This window comes from uncultured Umboniibacter sp., assembly GCF_947497555.1.
Lineage (GTDB): Bacteria > Pseudomonadota > Gammaproteobacteria > Pseudomonadales > DSM-25080 > Umboniibacter.
Window position 1 is genome coordinate 275,692 of sequence record NZ_CANMGY010000002.1, and the last position, 19,397, is coordinate 295,088.

The following is a 19,397-nucleotide window of genomic DNA, read 5'->3' on the forward strand; positions in this document are numbered from 1 at the left end:
AAAGCGCTAATGGGAACGTTACGCTAATTTTAGAACAACTGCACCACTCGGGGGGAGTACTACGGCGCTTGGAGATATCTCATGTGCATAGTTCGGGGGAGTCAAATCCTCTGCCCCAGCCGTAAACAGCGGGTAATTTAACTGAGATGCTCCCAAATTAAGAATAACGATATAGCGATGACCATCTTCATCGCGGTAGAAAGCAAGTAAATCACCGGTATCTTCAATTAACTCCATATCGGCCAGTTTCAACCATTGCTGCTGATTCTTCCAGTCTACGACCGAGCGGAATCGATGCAACAGGCTCGAACTGTCGATTTCCATTAAATCAACTGAACGTGAGACGTGTTCCGACACAACCGGCAACCAGGGTTTTGCCGTTGAAAAGCCCGCATGAGGGAGCGACGAGTCCCACGGCATTGGTGTACGACACCCATCACGACCTTTGAACTCAGGCCAGAGGTTAATACCATAGGGATCCTGCAAGTCCTCAAAGGCGATCTCGGCTTCGCTCAAGCCCAGCTCTTCACCCTGATAGATACAGCTATTCCCACGAAGAGTAAACTGCATCAGCCAGAATAATGCCGCTCGATCCTCTTTGGCTGCCTGGCTAAGTGCTTCCGAGTTCCAGCGAGTGATCACTCTGGGAACATCATGATTCCCAATGCTCCAACAGGCCCAACCTTTAGTAATTAGATCATTAGACTCTCTGATGATTCGACGGAAGAACGCGGCGTCACACTCTTCTGCAAGCAACTCAAATGAGTAGGCACAGTGCAAACGATTATCGGTGGTGTACTGAGTCATGACATCAATCATGTTGTCATCACCAATCTCACCGACTGCCATAGTACCTGGATACTCATCCAATACCGCACGAACACGCTGAAGGAAGGCCGCAGTCTCCGGTTGGGTCTTGTCATTAACATGCCATTGATAGTCATACTGGTTAGGCGGAATTTGCTCACCGTATTCTGCCAGCGTGGCATGTTTGGGCGGATTATCCTCCAAACTTTGGTTATGACAGCAAAAATTAATCGCGTCTAAACGGAAGCCGTCCACACCGCGATCTAACCAAAAGCGTAAATCGGCGAGCAGCTGCTCCTGAACTTCGGGGTTATGAACGTTCAGGTCCGGCTGTTCGGTCAGGAAATTATGGAGGTAATACTGATTTCGGCGTGTATCCCATTTCCAGGAAGAGCCTCCGAATACCGACACCCAGTTGTTAGGTGGATTACCATCCGGTTTGGTATCGGCCCAAACATACCAATCTGCCTTCGGGTTATCACGATTCTGACGGCTCTCTTCAAACCAAGCATGTTGATCCGATGTATGGCTGTAAATTTGATCGATAACGACCTTCAGTCCTTTCGCATGAGCTTCGGCAATCAGTTCATCAAAGTCTGCTAGCGAACCAAACATGGGGTCAACGTCTCGGTAGTCAGCAACATCGTAGCCAAAATCAACCATAGGAGACTTATAAAAGGGCGATAGCCAAACCGCATCAACGCCCAACGAGTCGATATAATCGAGTTTTGCAGTGACACCTTTGAGATCACCTATACCGTCTCCGTTGGTGTCATTAAAGCTGCGAGGATAGACCTGATAGATGATGCCATTACGCCACCATTCGGGTGATTGCAGAGCCATACTTGAACCTTTATTAGTTTTCTTCTGAGTGTCACCATAGTAACAACCCAAGTTTCTATGACCTCCCCCGCAAGGGGGGGGGATAGCCACAGAGAGTATGGTTTAACTAATCAGGTCTTTCGAACAGATAATTAAGCCTGTTGAACCGCCAAAAGCAGTCTTTCAGCCAACTGCTTCGCAGCTGCCCGGTCTTCCACTCCCAGTTTTTGATAGAGACTGCGAATATGTGTTTTGATCGTACTCGGTGCCACCGAGAAGTGTTCAGCTATTTTCGCATTAGAGAAGTCCAAGTGAATAAGGTTAAAAACTTGCCATTCTCGGGGCGTCAGAGGTGATTGCCTGAGAATTTCTGGCAGCTGATCACTTTGCAAAATCTCTTCAATCACACTCGCATCGAGATCGATTCGAATTCGACCATCAAACTCGCGATGACGCTGAGTAATCCCAATGAGCTGCTCTGCAAGATCCGCTTCGCTCGCGGAGAGCTCAGTATCCTTAATGAGCCCCTTGAGCATTAGAATAAGCGGTTTACCACAGCGCAAGAAGCTAGCCCGTAAACCGGTGCCTAAAGCCATCCCTAACGCTCCATGTAATGCTTGGATAGATGCCTCTCTACTGCCCTGCTGCCATTCAAAGTAAGCTTCTATAATCAGGTTTTTATTAAGCTCAGTTACCAACTTAAATTGCTTGGCGAAGCGATTTAGACGTTTGATTAAACGCCCCGCATCAGCAAATCGCTGCAGCGCGATCATCGCCCGAACGACATTTCGACCATGGCGTTGTTCGAAGTGGTTAGAGGGTGCCTCGTTAACACTCAAAGCCGAATCCAACCATTCTTCAATTGCTGCTGTATCACCGAGAGCTTCCCAAATAGAGAGGCGTGCATAGTCTGCGTTAACGATCCAATCAAGGTGGTAGCGCTCTCGGCTCAAGAGATCACCAAGTTTATCCAGCCAAGCTAAACAACTATCCTTATCGGCTTCGGCAAGCGCGATATTCGCCAACAGCGAATACTCCTGGAGTAATCGGCTTTCTCCAAGATGCTTATTGGCTGCCAACCCGAGGTTAATCCGTTCCTTTGCTCGTTCTAGGTTAAGTGACTCCCAGTCCTGCTGCGCGCCCAAACGAAAGATGAACTCCCCAACCGGTAGCATGTGTAGATGATGCTCTGCGATCAGTTCTCGGGCTTTATTTTGACACTGGACCGATAAGGTGGGTTTACCCTGAGCAAAGGCAATCTCCGCTTGCTGACTAAGCGCCCAGACTGCATCCGGGAAATCCTTTTGTAGTCGCGATCGACGTTCGAGCTCACTCATCCGGGTAAATGCTTCGTTCAAACGCCCAAGACAAAATGCCGACTCACCCATCACTAACGAGGCAACCGTATGATCAATTTCCGATTCATCAAGTAACTGCAGTGCTTCGTCGGCATATTCTCTCGCTTCTACAAAGTTACCTCGAGCAATCGACATTTGTGCCCTCAGAGTAGCGAAGGCACCCTCAACCGCCTGCCATTCTTCAGGCAGATTTAAGCGAATATAGCGCTCACCCAGCGTTAGCAGGTGCTCAACTTTATCGTATTCATATTGAGCCTGAGCGAGTTTGGCGCCGAGGACGGTCAAGCTTGGCGAGGCCACAACACGTGCTTCACCAATAAATTCAAATGATCGTGCTAAAGTCCGATAGTGCCCCTTTAACAGTAATGTTGAGGCATAGCGTTCCATAATTTCCATGACCGAATCTACTGACTTCAGGGCCACAGCGTGGGTGAGTGACTCCAGCGGATCCTCAAGAGCCAACCAAGCTTTGAGTGCCGCTTCATGAACCGCTATTCGGTCACTTGAGTTCAGCGAACGTTCGAGAAATTTAGCGAATACGGGATGAAAACGAAACCACGTTCTCGTGCGGTCAATCGGGGTAAGAAATAAACCACGGTGATAGGCGGACGCTAATATATCACGCGCTCTAGGGCTGCCGCTTACTCGCTCAGCCATATCACCATCTATCCGCCGAAGCAGACTAACCCGAGCTAATACCTGTCGGGTTTCATCATCAAGTTTATCGAGTACCTCTTCCGCCAAGTAATCCAACAAATGGCTATGACCACGTTCAAAATCCGCCAAAAAGTCATCAACGTCTGACTCACTATCCACAGACAGTGCGAATAATTGAACTAGCGGCGCCCACCCTTCACTGAGTTCTTGCAATTGCAGTAGCGCTGACTCAGGAAGACGAAAACCTAAACGCTTGAATAGCAGATCCGCGGTCTCATCGGCGGTGAGCGCAAGCGCATTATCATTGATCTCAAGTAGGCGATTAGAAACTCGGTAGCTTGCTAACCCTAAGGACGGCAAACTGCGACTCGTAAAACCGAAACCAATTCCAGCTGGCGCGTGTTTAAGTAGATATTTAACCGCAGCCTCTACTTCCGTGTTATCAATAACATGAAAGTCGTCAAAAACGATTCTTAGTGGTGTATTTAGGCTGCGCAACTCCTCGAGCATTTCGGCAATAACCACGCGCAAATCTACTGCAGACTTAGCTTCCACAATCGCTCGACTACGAGGAATACCTTTGCCGGTTGCTCGATGAACTGACTCGACTAGATAGGCGAGGAAATGACGGCCTTCATTATCGTTTTCATCCAACGAATACCAGGCTACTAGCGAGTCGGTTTCCTCAATAAAAGATGCCATTAACGTCGTCTTACCAAAACCTGCAGGCGCCACAATCGAGATCACCTGATCATTGGTAGATTGCAATAATACGGAGGTGAGTCGCCCGCGATCCAGCATTAGATCGGAGACATCCGGCAAGCTTATTTTTGAGGTCAACAGCATGGGTAAATCCTAGGTGTAACAATTATTTATTATTTTAGTTATGGATGCGCCCCCATTGGGAGGAGGCAACAAATAGATTTAGCTCATATTATCATATTCATCACGACAACCTATCTTGATCTGCCTGCGCAATATAAACAAGCCATGGCGATTTTGGAAGTCGACTAAAGTGAATTATTGAGCATCGTTACCACTAAGGAACATTTCATGTTAACTCGCCTCGCCAACTTCAGTATTGCCGCGATAGCCTTTTTCGCCGCGGCTATCTGTCATGCAGATAAGCTCCTTAGTTATGAATTTTCGACATCCAGTTTATCCCTCTCTACTACAGAGGGGTACTACCATCTCGAACTGCTTCACGAAGACGCCATCCGTGTAGATTTCATGGCAACATTAGAGAATAGAGCTCCGTCCAGAGCTATTTCACCCAATCTCAGTCCCACTCAGGCTGGCTTTAATGAAGCGGGCCAACAGCTAGTCTTCGGTTCGAATACATTACAAGCCGTAATTCACTCAGACCCGCTTTCCATCAAGTTCCTTCGTGATGGTGAGCTGGTGTTGACCGAAACACTTAATATCCAATCCGATTCTGGCGCCAGTAGCGCAGTCTTTTCTATTACTGATAATGAGATACTCATGGGCGGCGGTTCAAGGGTATTGGGAGTCGATCGTCGCGGCCATAAATTACCTCTCTACAATCGCGCTCATTACGGTTTCGAAACGCACAGCGAACAAATGTACTATTCCTTGCCCTTAATTCTCTCTGATAAACACTATGCGATTCTTTGGGATAATCCTTCCTCCGGATGGTTGGACCTAGACAGTAGTGCTAATAACCAGCTCCAGTTCGCGAGCGATTTTGGCCCAGCCTCCTTTGTCATCATTGCCGGAGACTCACTGCAATCACTTGTTAGAAACTATGTTAAGACCACGGGGTATCAACCGCTTCCACCTCGCTGGTCCCTGGGGTTGTATGCATCGCGCTTCGGTTACCACTCAGAACAGGAGGCACGTGAGGTAGTGGCCGCCTTCAAGGAACAAGACTTTCCACTGGACGCGATTGTGCTCGACCTCTATTGGTTCGGCAAAGAGATGAAAGGCACGATGGGAAACCTGGAGTGGGATGCGGACAACTGGCCGACTCCCGGAAAAATGATCAGCGACTTTCAGGATAGTGGCGTAAACACTGTGCTCATCACCGAACCCTTTATTCTGACTAGCTCGTCTAAATGGGACAGCGCTGTTGAAGCCGAAGCGTTGGCCGTCAATCACGAAGGACATCCCAAAACCTTCGACTTTTACTTTGGCAACACCGGCTTGGTAGACGTCTTTTCCGACGCGGGTCAAAACTGGTTTGCGCAGAATTACCGTCGGCTGGCGAGCTATGGTGTCGCTGGATGGTGGGGGGACTTAGGTGAACCTGAGGTTCACCCCGAGGATAGCTTCCATCAGGTGAGCGATCAGTTACTTCCCGCTAATTCTCTACACAATGCCTACGGGCACCAGTGGGCAAACCTATTAGACGAAACACTCCGTAGCGAACAGCCCAATCAACGACCCTTTATTATGATGCGAGCGGGCTACGCGGGCTCTCAGCGATTCGGTTTAATTCCCTGGACTGGCGACGTCAATCGTTCATGGGGTGGACTACAATCTCAGGTTGAGCTCTCCCTGCAGGCCGGACTTCAGGGTCTGGCCTATATGCACTCAGATATTGGCGGTTTTGCCGGTGGCGAGGTATTTGACCCGGAACTTTACGTACGCTGGTTCCAGTATGGTGTGTTTCAACCTGTACTCCGTCCTCACGCCCAAGAGAACATAGCCTCGGAACCCGTATTTCATGACGCCGATACCCAGTCACTTACCCGTCCCTACGCAAAGCTGCGATATCGTTTACTGCCCTATCTCTATAGTCTATCGTACCTCAATAGTACGCTGGGAGATCCAATGATGCGGCCGATGAGCTACCTCACTAACAATCAGAATGATCTATTGAACACTTCTCAGTACCTCTACGGTGATGCTTTCTTAGTCCACCCCATTGTTGAAGACGGGAAGCGGCATGCCGAGATCAATCTCCCTAGTGGCTACTATTGGTATGATTTTTGGTCCAACGACGTTTATACCGGTGGCCAAACTATTCGCTACGAAGCTCCCATCAGCCGACTACCCCTGCTAGTTCGGGGCGGCTCTTTCGTGACCATGACCCGAGAGGAGCTCGCCAACACCGCTGCCTACCAGGGGGACGAATTGGATATCCACTTCTATTTTGATGCCAATGTTTCGCTAAGCAGCGGGCAGATTTTTGAAGACGATGGGCAGGATCCGAATTCAATTACCAATAATAGCTTCGAGCTCATTAACTTAACCGTGGAACATGATGGTTCGGTACTTCGAGGAGCAATCATCAGCCAAGGTGATGGATATCAGGGGATGCCCGATCAGCGTGACCTTCGAATAATCATTCACGGCCTAAGCGAAGCGCCAACTGAGCTGTTAGTTAACGGCTCTTCCCAGTCAATCGAGTTCGATGGTGAGTCCCAAACGCTGTCATTTTCTCTACAACATACATTACGCACCGAAACTCAATGGAAGCTGAAACTATGAGCCTTAAGCCCTCTCGCCGAACGCTACAAGCTATTCTCGCCACCCTCATGATCATTGGCTGTAGTGCAGAACAACCCAGCCAAGATCAAGCGCAAGAAACCACCGATGATCAGACTTCTTCAGAGCAAACTAAAGTGGTGATCTACCAGGTTTTCACGCGTCTTTTTGGCAACACAGAGACGGCTAATATCCCCTGGGGAACGATTGAACAAAATGGCGTGGGCAAGTTTAGCGACTTCACTCCCGAGGCACTCCAGGGTATTCGCGAACTCGGAACTACCCATATTTGGTATACTGGCGTGCCTCACCATGCAGTTATTCGCGATTATAGCGCCATCGGAATTAGCCTTGATGACCCCGATGTGGTTAAGGGGCGAGCGGGTTCACCGTACGCCGTTAAAGACTACTACAACGTCAATCCTGATCTCGCTGACGACCCTCTCGAGCGCCTTGAAGAATTCGATGCGCTCATTGCACGTACCCACAATGCTGGCATGAAGGTCATTATTGATATTGTCCCCAATCATGTCGCTCGCCGCTATGAATCAATTTCCGCCCCAGCTGGAATAGAGAGCTTTGGCGCTAACGACGACACGTCAGTAGAATATGCGCGAGACAACAACTTCTACTACATTCTGGGTGAAGAGTTCTCAGTCCCAGAACCTATCAACGGCATACTCCCGCTAAATGGCGAGGCTCATTCATACTCCGATGGGCTCTTCAGTGAGTCCCCCGCTAAGTGGACCGGTAATGGCTCTCGACTGGCGCAACCCCACGCTAATGACTGGTATGAGACAGTCAAAATTAATTATGGAGTTAGGCCCGATGGGAGTTATGACTTCCCCACCCTTCCTCCGGAACTCCATGGCGCTAATTTTCGCGAACATCTCAATTTTTGGGATAGCGTAGACGTTCCTGATTCGTGGCAGAAGTTTCGCGATATTACCCAATTTTGGTTAGCGCGCGGCGTTGATGGCTTCCGCTACGACATGGCAGAAATGGTTCCGGTGGAATTCTGGAGTTACCTCAACAGCCATATCAAAGCAACTCATGCAGATGCCTTTTTACTAGCCGAAGTTTATAACCCTGATCTGTATCGCAGCTACCTACATCTAGGACTCATGGATACGCTCTACGACAAGGTCGGTTTTTACGACACCCTAAAGCCGTTGATGCAGGGTGGCGGCTCTGTGACGAAGCTCTTTGCTATTCACGAAACCGTTGCTGATATCAGTCCACGGATGCTACATTTTCTTGAGAATCACGATGAGCAAAGGATTGCTAGCGATGAATTCGCAGGCAGTGCACTACCAGGTAGACCTGGAATGTTAGTGTCGGCAACCATTTCAAGCTCTCCCACACTACTTTATTTCGGGCAAGATGTTGGCGAAGATGGCATGCTTGATGCCGGCTTTGGTAGGCGAACGCGCACGACGATCTTTGACTATTGGGGTGTACCCGCCCATCAACGATGGATGAATAACGGAGCTTTCGATGGCGGTAAATTGAGCGAAGATGAGGAAGCGCTGCGTGAGTTCTATACCAACCTAATGGGTTTCACGGCCAATAGCTCTGCCGTCATGGGTGATATGATTGAACTTCATTCCCATAATTTAGAGGCCAACACTGGCTACAGTGATCAAGATATGGCCTTTCTGAGGATTCGGGATGGCGAATGGTTTTTAACGGTCGCAAGTTTTCGCAATAGTCCTGCTTCCTATACCCTCATAATTCCTAATGACATCAAAGCGCGACTTAGCATGAGCGAACAGACCCGATTAATTGACAGACTTAGTAACCAGCCGATTGAATTTACCCTCGACAATGACGGGGCTAAAATTCATATTAATGTCGAGGCATTCAACGGATTAATAGTCAGTTCGCAATAGGTTTACACACGCTTAACTGAGCTTATTCGAATCAATCTGGTACGAATTTTTGCCCCGCAGTAGCGTGAATTTAATTGAACTTTTGATGAACGCCAGGACACATTCCGAACGTAAAAAAAGCGAAGTAGTTACTTCGCTTTTTTTATGACTGATGAACGCCTTTGACTATTTTTTAAAATGTTGTTGCCGAGCAAAATACAAGGCGCCAACTTCCGGTTCTTCAAGAGTAGGTTGCACCACCGCTTGAACACGTTCATCCATAAATGGCAGTACAATGGGTGCCAATCCACCAACCATTGAGAAGCGCTGTGGAGATTGATCAAGTAGTCGCATCGCAAGTCTTGATAGATAACCCGCACCTTCGTGAATGACTTCTAGTGCAACTTTGTCACCCTCTTCGGCAGCTTGGAACACAACACTTGCCAATTGTGCGAAGTTGCGTGCAGGCTTATTAGCCATTACTTCCATAATATCTAAGTGATGACTAATCGATAATTTCTCGAGCAGTATGTCTAGCATCTTGGTGCTTGGCGACAACTGATCGGCCGAACTTAAAGCCAACCGAACCGCTTGTAAACCAAACCAAGCCCCACTGCCCATATCACCCTGAAGAAAACCATGGCCACCCAGGATAAAATGGTCGTTGTCTTTAACACTAATACCGATGGACCCAGTACCAACAATCATCACCGCGCCGTCACTCCCTTTATGCGCGCCGATACAGGCACTATGAAGGTCTGTCGTTAAATAAAACTCTGCAAAGGGATGAGACCACGCCAGCATCTTATCTCGTCCAGCGCTGAAGTTGACACCAGCTAAACCAGCACCCGCAATGAGGTTGGGCATCAAACTGCGATCAAGCTTGGCATCGTCAAGAGCCAGCTCAACTGACTCCACAATTGAGCTAATCGCTGTTTCGTAATCATTCATAGGGTTAGCAGGACCCGATACCCCAGTCCCTAAAATATGATCATTTTCGTCAACGATAATGGAACGACATTTACTGCCGCCACCGTCGATGCCTACAAAAAGGGGCTGTGTTGAATTTATCGACATTTACTACTCCGGTATCTTGCTTAGGTCAAAAGCTCAAAGGGCTTACCTAGCCTAGCTTCTTTTTATATTGTGGTAGAAGTTTAACGCTAAACTGACAGCGCTGTCATTTACTTTTTTACAATTGCTTGAAATTACTCTACATTGGCTAAATATATTGATTTACTAAAAAATTTTGGGGATGTTTTGAGAGCTACTATTGATGACGTGGCAGCGCTAGCGGGTGTTTCGATTAAGACGGTTTCACGGGTAATGAACAACGAGTCTTCCGTGAGAGCAACGACCAAAGCGCGTGTCTTAGAGGCAGTCAACGAACTGAAGTATCGCCCAAGTACGGCGGCGCGGAGCTTTGCCTCAAAGCATTCTTTCACTATCGCCTGTCTTTATCAGAATCCGAATGCCTACTATGTTACCGACCTCCAGACTGGTTTATTAAACGTACTACGAAAGAATAACTATGAACTCGTCATCCATCCCACTTCATTCGAAGATAATTGGCAGGAACTAATCAGTTCATTAAAGAATCAAGCTCGCGTAGCTGGGGTCGTACTGACTTCTCCCTTTTCTGAAAATCCAGAATTCTTAGCTGCATTAGAAGCCGCACAAATTGATTACGTAAAGATTATCTCAGCGCCTCCACCCAGCGAAGAGACCACGGATTCGACATCGGTTTTCGTTAATGACTTCGATGGTGCTCGCCAGGTAACAAGACACCTTATTGAGCTGGGACATCGTCAGATTGCATTTATCAAAGGCTCTATGGATCATTATTCAACCCAGCAACGTTATTCCGGCTATTTATCAGCGTTGCGCGAGGCATCGATTCCTGAGCCAAAGTCCCTGATCGTCTCGACTGAATACACCTTTGATTCGGGTCAAAAGACAGCGCTTGAATTGCTTTCCCGAACGCATAAACCTAGCGCCATTTTGGCGGGTAACGATGAAATGGCTGCTGGGGTGCTCTCCGCAGCCCGAAAATTGGCGCTGAATTGCCCAGAGGATTTAGCGATAGCCGGATTTGAAAATAGCCCCTTTTCGAAACAAAGCTGGCCGCGTTTAACAACCGTGCATCAAAACAATATCTATATTGCAGAGTTAGCAGCGCAACGGCTTTTGGATATTGTCTCGCAATCTAAAAAAGAGCTACCGAGCCTTTGCTATAATCCCCGAATCATCAAACGAGAGTCAACCTTGGGAGAGGACTAACTCATCACGCCAATCAAAAAAGCCTCGAAAACTAGGTTTCCGAGGCTTTCATTACAGCGCTTAGTTTAAGCTAGCTAATCTAATACTTAGTCCCAGTTAAGAATTACCTTGCCACACTGACCACTCTCCATCATCTCAAACCCCTTTTGGAAGTCATCTACGTGGTAGTGGTGGGTAATAATCGGCTCAAGATTAAGGCCACTTTGGAGCATACTTGCCATTTTATACCAAGTCTCGAACATCTCTCTGCCGTAAATACCCTTGATGAACAGACCCTTGAAGATAACTTCGTTCCAGTCAATTGCTAGTTCAGAGCTTGGGATTCCCAATAGCGCAACCCTTCCGCCGTGATTCATCTTTGCCAGCATATCTCGGAACGCGTGACCGTTCCCTGACATTTCCAAGCCCACGTCAAAGCCTTCATCCATGCCAAGGTCTTGCATTACATCAGTTAATGACTGGGTATTAACGTTCACAACACGTGAAGCTCCCATTTTTTGCGCTAGTTCTAGACGATAGGGATTGATATCGGTGACAACTACATGACGGGCGCCAACATGACGAGCAATGGCTACGGCCATAATGCCAATTGGGCCGGCACCGGTAATCAATACATCTTCACCAACTAGGTCGAAACTCAAAGCAGTATGCGCTGCATTTCCATAGGGGTCGAAAATTGCCGCCAAATCGTCGGAAATATTATCCGGAATCTTAAATGCGTTCACCGCAGGAATGGCCAAGTACTCAGCAAATGCACCGGGTATATTTACGCCCACCCCTTCAGTGTTACGACAGAGATGGCGCTTACCAGCTCGGCAGTTACGGCAGTGCCCACAGGTAATATGCCCTTCGCCCGAAACCCTGTCTCCAAGCGCAAAGCCTGAAACTTGAGATCCTAGCTCAACGACCTCACCAATAAACTCATGCCCCACATTCATACCAACGGGAATAGTTTTCTGCGACCACTCATCCCACTTAAAAATGTGCAGATCGGTCCCACAGATTGCCGTCTTGCGAATCTTAATGAGCACATCATTAGGACCGCAGCTTGGCTTCTCAATCTGCTGCATCCATAGACCGCGTTCGGCTTTTTCCTTGACCAATGCTTTCATTGTTGTCATTAGATAATCTCCATCTCGCGGCCAACCTCAATAAATGCATCGATTGCCTTGTCGAGCTGCGCTCTTGTGTGAATCGCAGACATTTGCGTTCGAATTCTCGCCTCCCCCTTCGGTACAACTGGGAATGAAAAGCCAATCACGTAGATACCGCGCTTTAGCAGTTCCGCTGACATATCCGCCGCTTTCTTTGCATCGCCAATCATCACTGGAACAATGGGGTGATCGGCACCCGCTAGCGTGAAACCAGCGGCCGTCATTCGGTTACGAAAATGAGCTGCGTTAGCCTCTAGTTGAACACGGCGTTCAGCACCGGTCGCAACCATCTCTAAAACATGGCGAGTTGCCGAAGCGATCGATGGCGCTAGAGAGTTAGAAAACAGATAGGGGCGAGAACGCTGACGCAACAGGTCCGTGACCGATTTGCTTGCCGCCGTGTAACCACCCGATGCACCACCAAGCGCCTTACCTAGGGTTCCGGTAATGATATCTACACGATCCAATACCCCACAGTACTCGTGGGAGCCCTTGCCATTAGCGCCCAGGAAACCTACCGCATGCGAATCGTCAACCATCACCATGGCATTGTACTTGTCCGCCAAATCACAGATCGACTTAAGATCAGCGATGACACCATCCATTGAGAAGACACCATCGGTGGCAATCAGTTTAAATCGAGCGCCCGCTTTGTCAGCAGCAATTAACTGCTCTTCCAGTGCGTGCATGTCATTATTTGCATAACGAAAACGCTTGGCTTTACAAAGACGAACACCATCGATTATCGAGGCGTGATTGAGAGCGTCGGATATAATGGCGTCTTCTGGCCCTAATAGCACCTCGAACAAGCCACCATTAGCGTCGAAACAGCTAGCATAGAGAACGACATCCTCGGTACCAAGAAATTTTGCAAGATCTGCTTCAAGTTGTTTATGAATATCCTGTGTACCGCAGATAAAACGCACCGAAGCAACTCCGAAACCATAGTCAGCTAAACCATTCTGGCCGGATTTAATCAATTCAGGGTCATTCGCCAAGCCCAGATAATTATTCGCACAAAGATTAATGACTTCACCGGTGCTTTGAACATTTATCTCAGCGCTTTGCTGCCCAGTAATAATTCGTTCACCTTTGAACAACCCTGCCGCTTTTATATCTGCAAGTTCAGTATTTAGATGCTCGTAAAACGCAGATTTCATCATCATCTCCCACTCAAAATTAACGCCGATTGAGACTATTTTATCCCCAATACAGTTAAATAGACAATTAAATAAACGTATAGATTTACTTATGTAAATATTCTCTCCCGCCAACGGAATCCCCTCCAGAAGAATTACAAGAGGGGTGAAGTAAACCGAAAATAAGCGGCTCAGCCTTAAATGTAGCTTAAAGCTCAGACAAAGGAGAACTGTCACCGTTGACGAAGTACTCGCGGGTTCCCGAGCGTTTTCTTAAATAGAGAAAATAATTACTAATTTTGTGAACTTTCTCGACTTACCCCGGTCTGATAATTCAGATACCCGCTTGAAATGAGTATCTCTCCCCCAAAAAAGAAACGGCCCAGTTAGTTAACTGGGTCGTTTCTTTTTCTAGCTACTTACTCAATTTTTTATATTTGCGCTTTATCATTAAGCTAGCACTTAGTGATTCACTTCGTCTTATGCTCAATAAATTCTTCGGGCTGGCAAATTACCTCCTGAAGAGTAGCCAATAGCTCAACGACTCGATGATCCGCCAAACGATAGTGTACTTCAGTTCCCTTTCGAGCAGTGGACACAACCCCGGCCTGCCTAAGGTTGGCCAAATGCTGGGATAGCGCAGATTGTGAAAGCGAAAGTTTAGACTGCAGCGAACTCACTGATAGTGTCTCTTCATGGAGATAGCATAAAATCAGCAACCGATGACGATTAGCCATTAGCTTCAATAAGGCCGCTGCTTCCCCACTTCGTTCCTCCAATAAATCCGCTTCAATACTAGGCATCTACAGCACTCCGATATATAACGCCAAACTAATAATTAAGGCATACGAAAACGTTTGCCAAATGCCGACAGTAAAATAGTCTTTGGTCTGATACTCGCCAGACGCTTGCACCAGTGTATTGACCTGTGAACTGGACAGCACAAAGGTGTTCGACACGGCAATGGCTACGCCTAGCGCCAGAGAGTTCACGTCAAGGTCCATTGCCACAGCTATTTGAGCCGCCACCGGGATCATCACTGTTGCGGCACCGACGTTGGTCATTGCCATACCGGCAACTAACGCAAAAAATGAAAGGAACATACACATCTCGAAGAAGTGCATCCCGTAGAAGAAGTGCTGCAGAATATCGGCTAAATAAGCTGCACTGCCCGAGAAAGAAACCGCTGAACCAATAGGTATCATGGCGCCCAATAGAGCTACTGTCGACCAATTAACCTCTCTGATGACATCTTTAAAATTAAACAATTTCGCTGACACCATCCAAGCCACGCCCAAGCTAAAGGCTAGCGATGAAGGGATTTCGAGCAGTAGTCCAACTGCCGCGATGGCGAGACCTACAAGAGCATGTGGAGCCTTGTCACGATTGTAAGGCGTGGGTGCGGTTCCTAGTAGCCAGAGCTCTCGAGGCTTATTAAAGCGAGTGAGGTTATGCCAAGCGGCGTAGCCATAAATCATATCTCCTTCACGTAATCTCCGATTGCGGAGATTATATTGTTTCAATTTACCACCAGAGGAAATTACCAGTGGCGCAACGCCATAGTTCTTCCGAATACTGACTTTGCGAATACGTTGTCCTGCCAATGGTGAGCCTACGGGAACCAGCATTTCAACAAAATCTGCAGTCCCCGTGGAGAATGCACTGGGCTTTAGTTTGCAGTTATTAATTCCTGGTTCTTTGATCAAATCAGCGAGCTCTTCGTCGGTTGCAAAGACGGCAATAACGGTGGATCGTGGAATCGAATCGTGACGATAGGGTGTATAGATCCACTTTCCATCGCGCAAGTATGCCGCGACAGTAATCCTAAAGATTCGTTCAAATGAACCAAATTTACGTCCCACAAAGCGACTATGATTATCGAGTGTAATCCCTCGCAACCGAGGACGAATACTATACTGGTCACCGCGACTTAAGGACTTTAAAACGGATCGACTTGGCAAGAGGCGCTGGCCGATTAATAGATGAATGACAATGGCTGCGAGTAAAATGAACAAACCCGTAGTGAAGGGAGCAAGAAAACCAATATCGACGTGCTCGACGGGGATTAGATCCTGAACCAAAATTAACGGCGCGGTTCCCACCAATGTCATGGTGCCTCCGGCGGCCGCAGCTATAGCAATCGGCATTGCTAGACGAGAGATAGATATCTTAAGCTGTCGAGAGAGGACCGTTGCCACAGGCAAAAATAAAGCAACTACCGCCGTATTTTGAATAACAGCAGAGACCATCCCGGCTACCAACATCAACAGACCAGTGACTCTTAACTCATCATTTCGACCGTGCCGTGCAATCCAGCGACTAATACTGTCCATCAATCCTGCCGTTTGCAGGCCGACCGCAACTAACATAACGGCGACTAACGAAATCACTGCATTAGATGAATAACCATCCCAAAGGCTGTTGATATTAGGCAAAAGTTCTAGCCCAAAGTAGCTAGCACTGCCGAGCACCAACATTCCCCCCAAGGCCACAGATTCCGAGCGAAATCGGCCCACAAGAAATAGCACTAGTAAGCAACTAACTAAAGTAAGCGTGAAAAAAATACTGGGAGTCATCAACGGTCCGCTAATAAAAGACAACTTTAATTTTAATATTAGTTAAATCTAAAGTATTAGGGGAAATTTTTATACAAGAAATCACATAGCTACAGCGTATTTCCGCGGATAGTACTCAAGTTGCTAAATTGAGATTATAAATCCCGCAAGCAGTAGCAATTCTCTCTACGAGAATTTTTAATCCCGGTACTCTCCCCCTTATATAGAGCCGGGATTTTTTTTGCCTATCGGAAACTCAATTATTCTCGCTCAGCGCTCGGTTGATTAACGAGCTGATCTTGAGCCCAAAGTTTTCGCCGCATCCCCGCATCGACATTTCCTCCCGATAAGACGATCAAGATGCGCTGAGGCAAAACTGAACGCTTAACGTGTTGTAACACCGCCGACATCGTCATGGCACTAGTCGGCTCAACTTGAAGTTTTAGAAGATGATTCAGCCATTGATACCAATAGACAATATCCTTTTCAGAAACCTCGTAGAAACCATCTAATTGCTGTAATAGAGGGAAGTTATGTTCCCCCACGCGCAATGTCATAGCGCCATCGGCTAGCGTGCTTGGCGCCTCGGCCAATCCGCAAATTCTTCCCGCTCGCAAAGATTGTGCGGCATCGTTAGCCGCCTGAGGCTCTGCACCCACAATTTGAGCATGGCTTCCCGCGTTCTTTACAGCAAGTAATGAACCCGCTAGGAGTCCACCGCCACCACAGGGGGCTGCAATCACATCAAGATCAGCGACTTGCTCGAGTGCTTCGGCGACCGCAGTGCCCTGCCCGGCAATAATATCGGGATGATCATAGGGGGGAAGCCAGAGCGTACCGGGTTCTGTGGATAATCGATGAACTTCTCTATCTACCCAAAACCGATCCTCCCCAAGGATAACTTCAGCGCCATAACCTCGGGTTGCCTGAGCTTTCACTGGCGAGACACTCTTGGGCATTAATATTGTCGCTGGCAAGCCCGCTTCACGAGCGGCCCAAGCAACTGCCTGAGCATGATTACCAGAACTATTTGCTACCACTCGTTGAATACCATGATCAGGACTAGAAAGTGCCTTAGTTAGCATATTTAAAGCGCCTCGAGCTTTAAATGCACCAACTGACTGTAGACACTCTGCCTTAAAGAAAAACTCATGACCTAGGTAATCATTAAGCAATTGACTACTAAAAATGGGCGTCCTTTTTATTCTCCCCGCTAGGCGAACCTGAGCCTCGCGAATTTCTCTCGGGTCAATCACGTCATCTCCTCATTCAACATCTCATTCAGTGGCTCGCTCAACATCTTATTCGAGATATCAGTTAAGTTCTCACTCAGCGTCGCGCTCAACACCTTGAGGAAAGTTACGAGGGGAATCAACTCATCTAAGTGAATGATAGCCATTAGCGTAGCCCCAACGCCTGTTTCAGCGGAGCAAGTTGCTCTGAGTATCGTTTCCATGCAGCAACCGATGATTGGTAAATTGGCTGCCTTACCTGCGAGGCACTCGGTGTACGAACAAGGCGTTTTGAAGCATGAAAATCAAGCACTTCAGCTTCAAACTCCAAGTCGATAAAGTCCAGTAAATGCTTGGCTTGAGTCTCTAGATCGGCAACCGTTGCCTCATATTCACAGGCGTAAACCCGCCCTGGGAATTGCTGCTGCCAGCCTGCCATGAGGTGTTCGTAACGGCGATAGTATTGCCCAAGGGATTGCAAGCTGTGCGCGTAGGATTGGGAATCGCCAAAGGGTAATTTAAAGATCGAAAAACAATTATCCATCGGTTCACGAATGCAGTTAATGAACTTCGCGCTTGGGAAAATACGCGCCAATAGCCCGATGTACTGAAAGTTTAATGGTGTCTTATCAACAATCACCTTATTAGCAAGTGCTTCTTCGCTAAACCTAACCAAGTACGCCTTTGCCAGACTCGAAAGCTGGTCGGCCTTCAGGGATTGTACCCCAGCGGGGTATGTCGCTCCGGTTAAATTCTCTACATCACGCGCAACATCATAGGCATAGGAAACTTCGCCCGCACCAAACACATCACTATGGCTAGCCAAAATCTGTTCAGTTAGAGTGGTACCAGAACGCGGCATGCCCAGTACGAATACTAACTGAGGGCTGTCCTTGAGTGAGTCTTCGACATTCACTGAACAGGCTGCTGACTCACTCAATAGACTGTCTAGGTAACGTTCAGCCTGAACGTCATCATAGGGGTTGTGTTGGGCATTAATCTTATTTCCCGCTGCCAAGAAGGAAAAGGCTTCGTCATACTCGCCCTGTTGCTCAAGTGCCTTGAATAAACCGAAGCCCAGGTGCATTCGTTCTTGCTCAGGGATGCCGTCAAGATTCCATAAACGTTTCATCTCTTCAATTTCTTCGAGCGAGGAGCGTCGTCCTTTTAACTGCGCCAACTGATAATGCGACATGACATTATTTGGCGCTTCATCAATCGCTCGCAAAAAGTATTCAGCAGCCAAAGTTAAATCGCCTAACTGCTCCGCCAACACTCCTAAACTCGTTAGCGCTTGAGGATTATTCGGTGAAAACTCGAGCACCTTTTCTAGCACCAATTGAGCCTGTTTAGGTTGCTCACTTTCACGTAGTACATTCGCTAAATTAATATGAGCGTCTGTATAGTGCGGGTGAATCTTAATTGCCGCCCGATAATCCAGGATCGCCTGATTAAAGTTGGCGAAATGACGTGCGATCTCAGCTCGGGTATTGAGTGCCTGGGCGATATTAGCATCCAGTCTCAATGCCCTGTCGCAGGCAATAGCGGCTTCTTTATGCTGGCCTGTCATTAATAACGCTGAGCCAAGGTTAGTCCAAGCCTCGGCGTACTGAGGAGCCTCAGCCAAAGCCCTATCAAACAGGGGAATGGCCTCTCCCGGGCGTTGTAATTCCGTAAGTAGGTTCGCGAGGTTGTTTAAGACGACAGGGTTGCGGCCATTCAAACTAAGACTTCGTTTAAAGTGCTGCTCCGCCAACTCGGCTTGGCCCAGTTCACGATATGCTAAGCCAATATTGCCATGCGCCTGAGGATCAGCTTCGCGATATCGAAGCGCTTTTTCAATGTTCTTTGCGGCCGATTCGGCTCTACCCTGACCAAGTTCCGCAACCCCAAGTAAATTTAACGCCGGAACATTGCTAGCATCCTTATTCAGAACCTTCTTGAAAAGCTTTATTGCCTGATCAACCTGACCTAGCTGCTGCGCTTTCAAACCGGCTTTAAGCCACTCGGCTAATTTTGGATTCATTACTTATCCTAAAAACAGATTAACAATAGACTAGCAAAAAAAAGCC

The 19,397-nt window shown here is 47.8% G+C and carries 13 protein-coding genes; 3 read left to right on the forward strand and 10 right to left on the reverse strand.

Annotated features, from left to right (window positions below):
- Nucleotides 1–18 precede the first annotated feature (18 nt).
- Together Q0698_RS04105 and malT are read right to left on the reverse strand one after the other, a co-directional pair.
- Nucleotides 19–1,650: an alpha-amylase family glycosyl hydrolase gene (locus tag Q0698_RS04105; protein ID WP_298634009.1), complete on the reverse strand. Its 1,632-nt coding sequence runs from the start codon at nt 1,648–1,650 to the stop codon at nt 19–21.
- 131 nt (nt 1,651–1,781) lie between these two features.
- Nucleotides 1,782–4,490, reverse strand: a complete 2,709-nt coding sequence (gene malT, locus Q0698_RS04110; RefSeq protein WP_298634011.1) for an HTH-type transcriptional regulator MalT — start codon at nt 4,488–4,490, stop codon at nt 1,782–1,784.
- A 207-nt stretch (nt 4,491–4,697) separates the two neighbouring features.
- On the opposite strand from malT, the gene Q0698_RS04115 reads away from it, so the two are divergent.
- Complete coding sequence (locus tag Q0698_RS04115) at nt 4,698–7,097, forward strand: TIM-barrel domain-containing protein (RefSeq protein WP_298634013.1); 2,400 nt, start codon at nt 4,698–4,700, stop codon at nt 7,095–7,097.
- On the forward strand, nt 7,094–8,986 hold the full coding sequence (locus Q0698_RS04120; RefSeq protein WP_298634015.1) for an alpha-amylase family protein: 1,893 nt from the start codon (nt 7,094–7,096) through the stop codon (nt 8,984–8,986). Before Q0698_RS04115 ends, Q0698_RS04120 begins: the two co-directional genes overlap by 4 nt.
- Before the next feature lie 165 nt (nt 8,987–9,151).
- Here the strand turns inward: Q0698_RS04120 and nagK are convergent, their stop codons facing one another.
- On the reverse strand, nt 9,152–10,042 hold the full coding sequence (gene nagK / locus Q0698_RS04125) for an N-acetylglucosamine kinase (protein WP_298634017.1): 891 nt from the start codon (nt 10,040–10,042) through the stop codon (nt 9,152–9,154).
- Between the two features lie 183 nt (nt 10,043–10,225).
- Between nagK and Q0698_RS04130 the strand changes: the two genes are divergently transcribed.
- Nucleotides 10,226–11,245, forward strand: a complete 1,020-nt coding sequence (locus Q0698_RS04130) for a LacI family DNA-binding transcriptional regulator (protein WP_298634019.1) — start codon at nt 10,226–10,228, stop codon at nt 11,243–11,245.
- 86 nt (nt 11,246–11,331) lie between these two features.
- On the opposite strand, the gene tdh is transcribed toward Q0698_RS04130, so the two are convergent.
- The 7 genes from tdh to Q0698_RS04165 all read right to left on the reverse strand — a co-directional run bounded on the left by tdh (nt 11,332) and on the right by Q0698_RS04165 (nt 19,351).
- Nucleotides 11,332–12,357 carry an L-threonine 3-dehydrogenase gene (tdh, locus tag Q0698_RS04135; protein ID WP_298634254.1) on the reverse strand — a complete coding sequence of 342 codons (1,026 nt, stop codon included), beginning with the start codon at nt 12,355–12,357 and terminating at the stop codon, nt 11,332–11,334.
- Between the two features lie 8 nt (nt 12,358–12,365).
- On the reverse strand, nt 12,366–13,559 hold the full coding sequence (locus Q0698_RS04140) for a glycine C-acetyltransferase (protein ID WP_298634021.1): 1,194 nt from the start codon (nt 13,557–13,559) through the stop codon (nt 12,366–12,368).
- 449 nt (nt 13,560–14,008) lie between these two features.
- Nucleotides 14,009–14,341 (reverse strand): metalloregulator ArsR/SmtB family transcription factor, encoded by a 333-nt coding sequence (locus Q0698_RS04145; protein ID WP_298634023.1) that lies wholly within the window; start codon nt 14,339–14,341, stop codon nt 14,009–14,011.
- Nucleotides 14,342–16,114 carry an SLC13 family permease gene (locus Q0698_RS04150; protein WP_298634025.1) on the reverse strand — a complete coding sequence of 591 codons (1,773 nt, stop codon included), beginning with the start codon at nt 16,112–16,114 and terminating at the stop codon, nt 14,342–14,344. It abuts the gene before it with no gap.
- Nucleotides 16,115–16,353: 239 nt separating this feature from the next.
- Nucleotides 16,354–17,349: a serine/threonine dehydratase gene (locus Q0698_RS04155; protein WP_298634027.1), complete on the reverse strand. Its 996-nt coding sequence runs from the start codon at nt 17,347–17,349 to the stop codon at nt 16,354–16,356.
- A complete protein-coding gene (locus Q0698_RS04160) occupies nt 17,346–17,492 on the reverse strand; it encodes a hypothetical protein (RefSeq protein WP_298634029.1) in 147 nt (48 codons plus the stop codon). The genes Q0698_RS04155 and Q0698_RS04160 overlap by 4 nt, the downstream gene beginning before the upstream one ends.
- On the reverse strand, nt 17,492–19,351 hold the full coding sequence (locus tag Q0698_RS04165; protein ID WP_298634031.1) for a sulfotransferase family protein: 1,860 nt from the start codon (nt 19,349–19,351) through the stop codon (nt 17,492–17,494). The genes Q0698_RS04160 and Q0698_RS04165 overlap by 1 nt, the downstream gene beginning before the upstream one ends.
- Nucleotides 19,352–19,397: the final 46 nt, after the last annotated feature.